We start from the raw sequence: 11,153 nt of genomic DNA, 5'->3' as shown, positions 1-11,153 counted from the left end.
CCATAGGCGGTATGACTGCACCATGACGCATATCTACGAACCCGATCGCTAAGGAGTATTTGGCTTGTGTGAAATTCTGAATTAGTAAATTTTTGCTGCATAATTCTTGTTAGTTAAAGCGGTGAAGAAACTTAAAAAATAAACCTCAAAGCTAATAGATGTAAGCATTTGAGGTTTATGTTAGGAAGTGAGGCAAGAAATAAAGGTTTCTAACAGTAATTAGCTTTGAGCTTTGAGGGCTTCACATTCTGCGAGTGAGTCGTTTAAATCCTTGTCACTAAAGGCTTGTAGTCTCATTGGTTTTCCGACACAGGCAATAAAACGGGTTTCTAGCTCACTGCGAGTTAAGGGCTTTGGCTTTGGTATTGGTGCAGTCGCGGCGATCGCGTAGCCTTGCTGATTAAATTTAGAGATTAATGATTCTCTCTCTAGTTCTGATATGCGATATCCAACTGATGCACCAATGGCAAGTGAGAGGGGGATAGATACGAAGAAGATTTTAAGCATTGCTATCACCCTCACTCAGTGCGATCGCCTCTATCTCATTGGTGATCATGGGAGAGCCGTCAACAGGCAATAGCTGAGATTGAAACCATTTAAAAAGCCGTGCGGGCGCTTTCTTGAGTAATGCCTGTTTGACCTTTTGCCAATCCACTGAATCCAAAAGTTGATCCGCGATCATGTCTTCAATGTTTAGACCAGGACCGATCGCATTAGTGGCGATATCAGTGGCGGCGCTTCGCGCCGCTTCATCCTGTGCCATTGTCTTGGGTTTAGTTGCCATCGGTGCTGACCTCCTCATTTACTGAAGGGGCGATCTCTGTCGAGTTCTGGTACTGAAATAGGCGGGCGGAAATATCTTCCAGTGAATCTTTCAAACTAATCAGGCAGTTTGAAAAATGACTATCATTAGCGTGTGAATCAACATACAAGTTGTAGACAGCCACTTGTGAGATGGCTACATGTAGGCTTTGCCGAATATCTTGCAAAGTGTATAAACGCTGTTTTGAGTCCATAATTAACTAATCCTTAGATATAGGGATAAATAGGGGCGATCGCCTAGTTGTCCAGACAGGCGCGATCGCCTTTGTTGTTTTTAAGGTAGCATAGTTGCATCAAAATTAGTCAAAGTGATGCAAGGCTATGGTTGTAGGATTGATGCAACTTGATTCAAAGGATTTAGAAGTGAAGCAAAAGCGGCTATCAGTGCCATTGAGTGAGGAACAGATCGAAATATTAGAAAAAATTGCAGAAAGTGAAAAAAGGTCTATGGGCGCTCAAGCAGCGCTAATTATCGAAACTTGGCTAAAGCAGCATCAAGGCGATCGCACCAAAGGCAAAAAGTCATGAGTGAATCAATCAAAGCAACCCGCGCTACTGTGGCGATCGGGGCGTTAACTGTTGATGCTTTCATGTTGCCTGATGGTAATTATCGGATGTCACTTAGCCAAGCTGCTGAATGTATCGGAAAACCTGCTAGAGGCACTTTCGATTTTTTGCAATCTAAGGCGCTCAAACGCTTACTAGGAGAAGTTCAAGGCACTTTCGATTTTTTGCCTGATGAGTCTACTGATACCTATAAACCAGAAAACTTAACTGTCGATATAGGTGAAGGTGGATCTCAAGGTCAAACAAGAGTTAGAGGTTTACCACTAGAACTAGTTGCCCTGTATTGGGCTTGGGAAAGTTTTCGCGGTAATCGTTCAGCATTACTTTTGACAGTTTCCCTAACCACTGAATCTCTAGAGCGTAGGTTTGATAATGCCTTTGGTGTAATTCGCACTGAGCAAGAGCGCAATGATCGGCTATCTCAACAAAATCAACAGCTAGAAAGAGACTTAGCCGTTTTAGGTGAAGGGTTTGCTCTAGATGACGATATCCGTAGAGAGCGAGATTATTATCTGTCTGTGCTTAGAGACAATGGGATTGAGCCTTATGGGTTGCCAAGTGGCGATCTCAATTAACAATAATTTTTTGATTTGCCAAAATCATCGCTCTGCTTTATTTTTGCGTTATAGGTCTGCAATGCACTAAGACAAAATATTGCATTTGACAAAATCAAAGTTCTGCATGACCTTTTTATCTATAGCTGCAATGCAAAAAACATGAAAAGCGAAACCTTAGAAGTTAATCTCGTTGTAAGGCTTACCCCTAGCCAAAAACAAGCGGTTGAAACTACTGCAAAATCGATGGGAGTTACACCTAGTACCTACGTTCGATCCTCTCTGTTCACCAATAAAAAAGATGCCGCCTAAGTTCAAGGAGAGCTTAGAACGGCGGTGACAAATAGAAATTGGCGTTTCTATTTGTCCAGATATTTGTGTTACACCCGTATCTTATCTAATTTCTGAGGATTAGCAATACATTCTAATTGCTGATTTTTATCGGATATTCTAGGCTCTCTAAAAACTGAAAGCGGCTACAAACCTTGCTAAATAAAGGAAGTAGCCCTATGTATTCATTTAATTCTACCACAAAATTAAAGCAATATCGACATTCATCGATATTTGCTCATCAGCTTTTTTCACTGCCAATAAAAGTATCATCTCGCATCGTTGATCGTGCCATCTTAGCTAGAGAGGGCGATCGCCATGAGTAACAAAGAAGTAATCCACTTGTGCGATCGCCTTGTCTTCGAGTTTGACCATCAACTCAAAGATTACGAAATTACAGCCTTAAGCCGCCTTGCAACTCGCTATCAGGGCAGGGCAACAGATCGAGAATTATCAATGATTGGTGATATCTGCGATCGCGTTGGTATTTCATGGGGGATCGAATAATGAGTAAATTCACCTCCACCAAAAAGGGTTTAATTTGCCCAATATGCGACGACAACACAGGCAAGTGTCGGATCGTCGATAAAATTTCACTTTGTATGAATAGTCCAGACGGACTAATCGAGATATCAGGCTATAAATATCTTCATGCGTCCAAAGATGGGTTATGGGGTGTCTATGCCGAAGACAACGGACAAACCCATAGCAACGATGCTAAACGAGTCTACAAAGCCCAAAAAGTAGAGCGTGATTTAATCACCAAACAGAAGCATGAGGCATCCTTAAACCTCATTGAACGGGATCGCGAATATCGAAAATTAATTAATCAGTTGCCACATGGTAAGCAGGTAGATGATCGCACCCTAGCAGACTTATCTCGACGTGGTTTAAATGCTGAGCAGATCGAGCGGATGTTATTTGCATCCGTCGGACAATGGCATCCTTTGCGCCATGCCATGACAACCCAATTAGCAGGGGTTATCGGTAAAGGCAACAAATTAAACGTCATGACTGATGGGTACTTAGTACCGATACCAAACATCGACGGCTTAATAGTTGGTAGTCAATATCGAGTATTTGAGCCAATCGACGGGAATAAATACCCTTGGTTGACATCCAAGACAAAAAATAATCCTGATGGCGCAACTCCTCATTTACCTAATGGAGAGTTACCGATGGGAGTCTATAGACCTCAAAACCTCATTAAAAAAGGTGTTGTAGGACTCCCCGAAGGATATTTAAAATCCTCTATTGCTGCTGACAAAGTAGGTCATATCTGCCTTGGTATGGCATCAGGTAACTTTGCAGGATGTCCAGAACAGTTTGAGCAAGCATTAAAACTAATCGAAGTAGAACAAGGGGTTAAGCCCTATTTGCTGCTATATCCTGATGCAGGGGCGCTACAAAATCCTCATGTGATGAATACCTATAGCAATTCCTACAAACTTGCTATGAAGGTAGGCTATGAGATGAAAGTCGCATGGTATGGACAATTCTCTAAAACCAAACATCAGGACATCGACGAACTCGACAGCATCGACGGAATCAAAGAAATTAGCTGGTATGAGTTCTTAGGCTTGCAGCACAAAGCCTTAAAGGATGAGTCAGTAACCATCAGCCAAAGGTATTTAGTCGATCTAGATATTCCCGAAAGTGCAAAATTAATCTGTTTGCGATCGCCCAAAGGAACTAACAAAACTGGCTACATTGCCAAATATGTCGATGGTCAAAGAGGTTACAAACGATTTTTAGTAATCTGCCATCGCTCGCAACTAACCCAACAATTAGGGCATCGTTTAGGACTGCGAACCCATTACGAGTTAGAAAATGCGACAGGGGATATTAAGGCGGCGATCGCTAGCGAGATATCACTATTCGGCATGGTGACGACATGGGACAGCCTACACAAAATTAATCCTGATGACTGGAAAGATTGCGAGATTATTTTGGATGAAGCTGAGCAAAGTATTTGGCATTTATTGAACTCCACAACCGATATAGAATCCCGTCGCGTCGATACGATCGCCATGTTTACGCAACTATTGCAAGAATGCGATCGCACTTGGTTACTTGATGCAGACTTAACAAATACTGCTATCGAGTTCGCATCAGGATTAGTTAATCGTTCTGACTTTGAGCCTTACATCGTTCTGAATAATTATCTATTTGAGAAACCTTGGAATATAACTAACTACTCTGGCAATGCGCCAACTGGACTACAGCAAAAGTTATTTGAGTACTTAGGCATTGGGAAAAAATGTATTTTGCATCTCGACAGCCAAAAGCGCAAAGGTAGGTATTCGGGCGTAAACATTGAGCGGATGGTCAATAAACAATATCCACACCTCAAAACACTTCTCATTGATTCCCACACGGTTCAAAATCCCGATCATCCTGCTTACAGGATTTTGACGGATGCGAATATCTGCGATCGTCTATCTGGTTATGACCTAGTTATTGCTACTCCAACTATAGAAACGGGTGTAAGCATCGACGCTAAAGGATTGTTTGATGCAGTATTCGGGATCTTCTTTGGTGTGGTATCTGCTGATAGTGCTAGGCAAGCATTAGCAAGGTACAGAGAACCAGTAGAGCGCCATATTTGGGCTAAAACTTACTCGCCTATATCTGGCAATCCTGACTACAAACAAGCCCTAACAAGGCAATCTAAGGCACTTAGAGCGCACATCAGAGAGTTACAGGATGCAGACTTAGGTCACATCGACGTTAATCCTTTTCCCGTTGCTTTGACCACATGGGCAAAGATGCAGGCAAGAGTCAAAGCGGATGCTATTCGGTTTAGAGATGCCATTATCGACGGACTGAAAGCTGATGGACATATTGTCCAGTCTGCTGATGACATCGACAAAGCGGAATCTAAAAAACTTTTAGAAATTGCTACAGCGAACCGTAATGAGTCCTACTCAGAAGAGTGTGAGGCTGTCTCTAATGCTTTGACCATCGACGATGATCGGGCGAAACAAATTGCAGACTCAAAATCTCGAACCGATGATCATAAATACCAGTTACACAAATGGAAGTTAAACAAGTCCTATGGTGTGGAAGTTACGCCCGAATTAGTCCAACTCGACGACGACGGGCTTTATAAAAAACTGCGTTTGGTCTACTTCCTGACTGATGGCAAGGAATATCTAAAACCAAGAGATAAAAACAAGCTATCGAATTTACTCAACAGCAAAGGTCAACTATGGCAACCAAGCGCAAATAAATCACTGCTGCAAGGTCAAATTAATCTGCTGAGAAAGTTGGACATCGTTAATGTACTGATGCAACCTGATAGGGAATATCGCGGCGCGGATGCAGATTTAATCAAGTTCAAGAAACGAGTTATCAAACATCGCTACGAACTTAAAACCATGTTTGGTATTGATATTAATCCTGCTGCAAGTGCGATCGCCATCTCTAACCAACTGCTGAGCATTTTGGGATTAAAGCTAAACCAAGTCAGTCGAGATAAATTGGCAGATGGTAAAGCAGGGCATCGAGTTTATAAATTTATGCCCATATTGGGGACTGACATCCGCTATCAGATCTTGCAAAACTGGCTAAAAGTTGATGCTCAAAAATTGGCTCAAAAATCGGCTGAAATGCTTGATACATATAACACTGAGTTAGATCCACCAAAGATAATAAATACTATTACTGATGCTGGATCTCTTCATCACTTTATTAGTCCTGAAGATCGGGCGGCTGGTTATTTCTAACAAATAGTTCGTTTTTTAAATCCAATCAAAATTATTTTCGATTTTTAAGCTGAGTTTCAATCTCACGAAACAAAGCTCTAAGCTCCTTATGGCTTTGAATGGCGGCGGCGGTATATTCTCCAGTCTTGAGAGCATTCATTTTAGAGATAGCCTTACCCTCTTGGGTTGTCGCACCCGTCGAGAGTTTCCAAGGTTGCCAAGTTTGGATTAAAGCTCTCTGTCTTGCTTTCTGCGATTCTGTCCACTGTCTTGCTGCCATCGTGATCACCTAAATTTAGTTGATTTAGTTGCTGTTTGATAAATGTTGACCGTTTAGGGTTGCGAACTTCATTCAAAGCCGTGAGGCATTTTCGGGATAGCTCCAAAGCTTTGAACCCATCTTTAAGCCAACGATCGCAGACTTGACGATTCTGTTCACTGCTACTCGCTAATCGTGTCAAGTCATTGCTTAGTTGTATTTTGCGATTCCCTATGGCATTGAGTACGATCGCCTGATTACTAAGCATGAGTTCTATTTCATCGTTACTCAGTGGCTTTGATAGCTGCTCACAAAATAAAGCTGTGGACGCATCACCCGCGTTAAGCACAGAAGAAATGGTTACAGCTTCTATTTGACCTATTCCTCTAATTGCATCCGCCCGAACTTCTGTTTTATCCATAAAAAAACTCCTCTCAGATTGAGCTATAAGCCTTGCGTATTAAAGCTTAGGTGTGTTTGTACCTTAGCTAACCGCAAAGCCTACAGCGCTCAAATAACGCTATAGGCTTAAAACGGTTGCTATGACTGGGTTTTAGGCTTCTTATAACTCAGTTTTTTGTTCTTATCATCATATTCAAAATGATCGGGGTAAAGGATGGCAAAATCTTTCCCTGTTTCTGGAATCTCTTCTAACCCAAGTTCCTTCATTTTCTCCAGTCCCTTTGCTCTATTCATTTGCACCAATGTATAGGGCTTGTCTGTATCAGTTTTTTTAGGTGCTTTGCGAGATCGCTTGTTTGTTTGGGGCTTTGCAGTCGCGGCGGCGATCGCCTCAATGCTTGACAATCTATCAGGCTCTAAGCTGCTATCACTTTCTCTCTCATCACTGAGAGCAGGGGCTTTTTTGCAGTTGCGATCGCCTCATTCATCTCTTCTCTGAAAGTGGATATTTGCACCTCAAAAACCTTTTGTGAACGAGCTACGATGATACTCTCATGCTCCTCAAACTCCTCTCGCAGCTCCTTAATTTTTGAGTTGAGAGCTTCATTAATCATGCTCTCAATATCCACATCAGGGGCGGCGCTAGATTGTCCAACATTGTTAGAAATTGTTTGACCTGACATCACGCCACGAATAACAGCAATGATCGAGCCGCCCATATTTGGCTTATCTGCTCTAACCATCTTGTTAGCAGTGGCATATTCTCGCAACCAGATCGCCACGTCATCAGGCAACCTTACCGATACAAAATTAGGATCTTTAGCCATGTGTCTAACATTGTTTAACTCATGTAAAACATTATAGCTTGTGTCCAACAAAGTTTAACAAAATGTTTAACAAAACCCTATTTAACAAAACCGTTCCCTTGTGTTAAACAAAGTCTAACAAATGTCAAACAAATACTTGACAATGTTAGACAAAAGTTAGACAATGTTAAACATAGAGTTAAACAAAGTTAAACAAATGACTAAGGCGATCGGATACATCAGAGTAAGCACAGAGGGACAGGCAACAGAGGGCGTGAGCTTGGATGCACAGTCAGCTAAAATTCGGGCTTACTGCGAACTGAACGATTTAGAGTTAGTCGAGATTGTTTGTGATGCTGGCAAGTCTGCCAAGTCCACCGATCGCGATGGTTTACAACAATGTTTAACAATGTTGTCTAACAATGAAGCATCTGCACTTGTGGTTTATAAGTTGGACAGATTAAGCCGTAAGGTTTTAGATGCTCTTAACCTAATCTCTGAAATAGAATCACATGGCGCTTCACTTCATAGCATTGTCGAGAAACTTGATACACAGTCAGCACTAGGTAAGTTTTTTGTAAATATGACGGCTGCTCTCTCACAGCTAGAACGCGATCAAGTTTCAGAGCGTACCATTATGGCAATGGCACATAAAAAGGATCAGGGGCAACATTGCGGATCACCTGCGTTCGGCTTCGAGATGGTAGAAAAGAAATTAGTTAAGGTTGCTAAGGAGCATGAGGCGATCGCACTCATCCAAGCCATGAAAGCAGACGGGGCAACATTACAGATGATTGCTGATGAACTGAACAACCAAGGCATAACTACAAAGCGCGGCGCAAAGTGGCAACCTATCCAAGTTAGTCGAGTATTAGGGAGAGCAGCTTAACAATGTTGGACAAAGTTATACAATCGCTAGGCTTTGCAATGGTAAGCCTAGCGCTACGGAATAGGACACAGGCTAAAAGCTTCTCTATGGAACATCCAAGCCTAGTTAGTAAACATTGTTTAACATTGTTGGACTATTGGCAAAAGGGCGGCGCTAAGGAGTATTTAGAGGGATTGGATACCGATCTAAGAAACTGCCTGATATGTAATCTGATAGGTGATATCAGTGCCAAGGCGATCGCGGATATGGGATTAATCGAAGTTTAACTATGTTGGACTTTTGTTAAACAAAAAAAGCAACTCTAACCAATTGGCGAAGGTTACTTGGTAATACAAGTATCAGTCCATCGCTTCTCAGCGAAATTACGCTCATCTTGAGTTTTTGCCTCAAGCATTTTAGTAAGCAAAATATCGCAGCCTGACACGGGTTTGGGGCGGGTATTGAGGTAAATTATCACACCGATCGCACCTGCGGTTAAGATGGCGATCGCTGTGATGATAATTGCTTTTTTATTCATGATGTTTTTAGTGTTCTCAAGAATGAAGGTAGCACACAAAAGTAACGCGCCAAGGGACAGCTACAGGATACGTGTAAAAACCTGCAAGATAGCCTTCAAACTCACTCTAGCTAACTATCTTAACCGTCTCTAACCTTTGCAAAGCCGCCTTAACTTTCTGGTTAAATGGCAGATCGGCTGCTAACCCATGCAGTAGATCGTATAGCTGTCTATAAGTGGCTTGAGACATCTCTATGGGTGTTTCTGTTGGCTCCCATAACCCTAATTCGGGCTGCAAAGCAGGATAGTAAAATATCTCTGATTTCCAATCACAGGATAAGCACCACCAATATTTGCAAGGTTCGCGATCTTGTTCTTCGGGCGCAACATAATCAGCAACCTCGGATAAGTTGCGATCGCCACAATTAGGACAAGGCGGTAAATCTGAAATGGTCATAGCTTAAAAATAATATGAAAAAGCGATCGCGGTTTCGACAGTTTCTAGATTTCCTGATAGATGGCTTTTATCAACTAATTTCACTTAAAAGCAATACCTACCGATGGAAGCGCCGCCAGTTCGATCAAGCTAGAAAAAAGCAAAAGAAGTGATCACTATTTTGGACAACGAGGATCACCAAATTTAACAACATCGTAGCTACCATCAGGCTTGAAAATATAAGAGCATCCCTCAAGAAATAAATCGATATCAACATTATTGAGCGGATCGTTTTTTGCGGTGAAGTATGCGATCGCAAAACTTACCGCAAAGAAAAAAACTATACCGATCGCTATGACTTGCCATAACTTAAATGTTGGTTGTTCATTGTTCATTGTTCATTGTTCAAAAAAATAATCTTGAAGTAAAAAAAATCTACTTCAAGATTACAGGACAAATTATCAGGACAAGACAAGACAAAAACTCAGGACATAGACAAGACAAGCATCATAGGGGCAAAAATACCGATCTAAGCTGTCTTGTCTCGAATTGTACGAGCCTCTAACGCCCCTCTTTGAGTGCTTCGAGTCTCAACTAAATTCTGAGTTTCCAGAAATTGCAAATAACCTTGCAACTCAGTTAATGGGGTGTCAGCGTCCTTAAATTCTCTGATGCTTGCCTTAATCTCATAATCCTTCTTCCAGTCCTTACCATCGAGATAATTAATAATCTTCTGAAACACAGGGGCGATCGCTGTGCTTTGTGGTTGTGTGCTTAAGGCAGTGGCAACATTAGGAGGTAAACCACTTTCAACCATCTGAACAGCAATGGGACGATCATCTATTGCAGCTAGCAAGCCACTAGGGAGAGGTAATTGGTTAATCTGTTTCAAATTCTTGGGCGGGTTGCCTGACTTCTTAAATACTTTGTAATCCCCATGAGTAGGATGCACAGCTAATGACGGCGCGATACTGCCATCAAGTAAGCAAGGGTAAGCAACATCGGTTAAATGCTTGCCTAGTTGCGGGTGAGTTCGTGCGCTTTGACCTAATAAAATCAGGGCATAGTTAGATCGATATTTTGCGTCAATGCCGATCGCTCCTGCGTTACTGCTTTGGTTCAACCCGCAAAAGGTAAGCCCAAATTTGCGCCCCTCACTGCCAAGCCGTCGTAATGTGGATTCAACTATTTTTCTATCCTTGAACCGTTCCAAGGCGGCGTTAAGTTCGTCGCAAATGATGAATAAATGATCGCCCAAAGGTTGCTTATTACCTTTACGTTCACATCTTGCATCTAGTTCATTGAGAAGCCAATTAAGGGCGGCTTCTATTTGTTCGATCTTGCCTATAGAGGGAATACCCGCAAGTTGCCAACAATCATTAAAGTGAGGATCTAAGGCAATTACTCCCATAGGGTTGTATTGGCTTAAGTGACCTGCTAACCAAGTAGCTAAGGAGCTTTTAGCCGAACCAGAATTACCACAAATTAGAAAACCGACAGCCTCATCAGAGATATTATTCCAATCGTAAAAAGTTGGACTTTCGACTATTTCAGGTTGTGCCAAAACCACATCTCGCAAGGGCGGCTTCATTGCGTGGGTAAGCCATTGCTGATAACTAGTCTCAGACTGAACATGGCTACGAACCTCATAACCACTGGCAAGCTTTACCAGTTCATCAAGACGATTACTAATGCCATAGGCGGCGATCGCGGCGGTAATGTGGATTATTTTCGCCTCTAATTTTGAGGGAATAAATACCGATAGAGAGAGGGCGATCGATACCCCATAGGCGGTATGACTGCACCATGACGCATATCTACGAACCCGATCGCTAAGGAGTATTTGGCTTGTGTGAAATTCTGAATTAGTAAATTTTTGCTGCAT

The 11,153-nt window shown here is 42.1% G+C and carries 18 protein-coding genes; 8 read left to right on the top strand and 10 right to left on the bottom strand.

The annotated features are described in order from the left end of the window. Positions 1-219: 219 nt before the first annotated feature. From H6G05_RS24410 to H6G05_RS24400, 3 genes are read right to left on the bottom strand one after another with little or no spacing between them, the layout of a single operon-like run. A complete protein-coding gene (locus H6G05_RS24410; RefSeq protein WP_190582506.1) occupies positions 220-507 on the bottom strand; it encodes a hypothetical protein in 288 nt (95 codons plus the stop codon). Next, positions 500-784 (bottom strand): hypothetical protein, encoded by a 285-nt coding sequence (locus tag H6G05_RS24405; RefSeq protein WP_190582504.1) that lies wholly within the window; start codon positions 782-784, stop codon positions 500-502. The genes H6G05_RS24410 and H6G05_RS24405 overlap by 8 nt, the downstream gene beginning before the upstream one ends. Continuing rightward, positions 774-1,016 carry a hypothetical protein gene (locus tag H6G05_RS24400; protein WP_190582502.1) on the bottom strand — a complete coding sequence of 81 codons (243 nt, stop codon included), beginning with the start codon at positions 1,014-1,016 and terminating at the stop codon, positions 774-776. Before H6G05_RS24400 ends, H6G05_RS24405 begins: the two co-directional genes overlap by 11 nt. Before the next feature lie 142 nt (positions 1,017-1,158). Between H6G05_RS24400 and H6G05_RS24395 the strand changes: the two genes are divergently transcribed. The 6 genes from H6G05_RS24395 to H6G05_RS24370 all read left to right on the top strand — a co-directional run bounded on the left by H6G05_RS24395 (position 1,159) and on the right by H6G05_RS24370 (position 6,001). Further along, positions 1,159-1,350: a hypothetical protein gene (locus H6G05_RS24395; protein WP_190582500.1), complete on the top strand. Its 192-nt coding sequence runs from the start codon at positions 1,159-1,161 to the stop codon at positions 1,348-1,350. Then, entirely contained in the window at positions 1,347-1,964 is a 618-nt protein-coding gene (locus H6G05_RS24390) for a hypothetical protein (RefSeq protein WP_190582498.1), read from the top strand. Before H6G05_RS24395 ends, H6G05_RS24390 begins: the two co-directional genes overlap by 4 nt. A 141-nt stretch (positions 1,965-2,105) precedes the next feature. Further along, positions 2,106-2,255 carry a plasmid mobilization protein gene (locus H6G05_RS24385; RefSeq protein WP_190582496.1) on the top strand — a complete coding sequence of 50 codons (150 nt, stop codon included), beginning with the start codon at positions 2,106-2,108 and terminating at the stop codon, positions 2,253-2,255. Positions 2,256-2,452: 197 nt separating this feature from the next. Beyond that, positions 2,453-2,599, top strand: coding sequence for a hypothetical protein (locus H6G05_RS24380; RefSeq protein ID WP_190582494.1), 147 nt, complete (start codon positions 2,453-2,455; stop codon positions 2,597-2,599). Next, a complete protein-coding gene (locus H6G05_RS24375; RefSeq protein WP_190582492.1) occupies positions 2,592-2,780 on the top strand; it encodes a hypothetical protein in 189 nt (62 codons plus the stop codon). The genes H6G05_RS24380 and H6G05_RS24375 overlap by 8 nt, the downstream gene beginning before the upstream one ends. Then, the gene (locus H6G05_RS24370; RefSeq protein WP_190582490.1) at positions 2,780-6,001 is read left to right on the top strand and encodes a plasmid replication protein, CyRepA1 family; all 3,222 of its coding nucleotides are present in this window, start codon (positions 2,780-2,782) and stop codon (positions 5,999-6,001) included. Before H6G05_RS24375 ends, H6G05_RS24370 begins: the two co-directional genes overlap by 1 nt. A 152-nt stretch (positions 6,002-6,153) precedes the next feature. On the opposite strand, the gene H6G05_RS24365 is transcribed toward H6G05_RS24370, so the two are convergent. The 3 genes from H6G05_RS24365 to H6G05_RS24355 form a co-directional block, all read right to left on the bottom strand. Continuing rightward, positions 6,154-6,660, bottom strand: coding sequence for a hypothetical protein (locus tag H6G05_RS24365; protein ID WP_190582487.1), 507 nt, complete (start codon positions 6,658-6,660; stop codon positions 6,154-6,156). A 119-nt stretch (positions 6,661-6,779) separates the two neighbouring features. Then, positions 6,780-7,046 (bottom strand): hypothetical protein, encoded by a 267-nt coding sequence (locus H6G05_RS24360; protein WP_190582486.1) that lies wholly within the window; start codon positions 7,044-7,046, stop codon positions 6,780-6,782. Between the two features lie 11 nt (positions 7,047-7,057). Continuing rightward, positions 7,058-7,468, bottom strand: a complete 411-nt coding sequence (locus tag H6G05_RS24355) for a hypothetical protein (protein ID WP_190582483.1) — start codon at positions 7,466-7,468, stop codon at positions 7,058-7,060. A 196-nt stretch (positions 7,469-7,664) separates the two neighbouring features. Between H6G05_RS24355 and H6G05_RS24350 the strand changes: the two genes are divergently transcribed. Together H6G05_RS24350 and H6G05_RS24345 are read left to right on the top strand one after the other, a co-directional pair. Beyond that, positions 7,665-8,336, top strand: a complete 672-nt coding sequence (locus H6G05_RS24350) for a recombinase family protein (RefSeq protein ID WP_190582481.1) — start codon at positions 7,665-7,667, stop codon at positions 8,334-8,336. Positions 8,337-8,422: 86 nt separating this feature from the next. After that, positions 8,423-8,602: a hypothetical protein gene (locus H6G05_RS24345; RefSeq protein WP_190582478.1), complete on the top strand. Its 180-nt coding sequence runs from the start codon at positions 8,423-8,425 to the stop codon at positions 8,600-8,602. Positions 8,603-8,655: 53 nt separating this feature from the next. Here H6G05_RS24345 and H6G05_RS24340 read toward each other — a convergent pair whose 3' ends face one another. From H6G05_RS24340 to H6G05_RS24325, 4 genes are all read right to left on the bottom strand, one after another. Beyond that, positions 8,656-8,853: a hypothetical protein gene (locus H6G05_RS24340; protein ID WP_190582477.1), complete on the bottom strand. Its 198-nt coding sequence runs from the start codon at positions 8,851-8,853 to the stop codon at positions 8,656-8,658. A 106-nt stretch (positions 8,854-8,959) separates the two neighbouring features. Beyond that, positions 8,960-9,289 carry a hypothetical protein gene (locus H6G05_RS24335; RefSeq protein WP_190582475.1) on the bottom strand — a complete coding sequence of 110 codons (330 nt, stop codon included), beginning with the start codon at positions 9,287-9,289 and terminating at the stop codon, positions 8,960-8,962. Positions 9,290-9,444: 155 nt separating this feature from the next. Then, entirely contained in the window at positions 9,445-9,663 is a 219-nt protein-coding gene (locus H6G05_RS24330) for a hypothetical protein (RefSeq protein ID WP_190582473.1), read from the bottom strand. Between the two features lie 134 nt (positions 9,664-9,797). Next, positions 9,798-11,153: hypothetical protein (locus H6G05_RS24325; protein WP_322096429.1), on the bottom strand; the 1,356-nt coding region annotated here is incomplete at its 5' end.

The organism is Phormidium tenue FACHB-1050 (assembly GCF_014696925.1).
GTDB lineage: Bacteria > Cyanobacteriota > Cyanobacteriia > Pseudanabaenales > Pseudanabaenaceae > Pseudanabaena.
The sequence above is the reverse complement of the archived record's forward strand: the minus strand, read 5'-3'. Positions and strand labels throughout refer to the sequence as shown.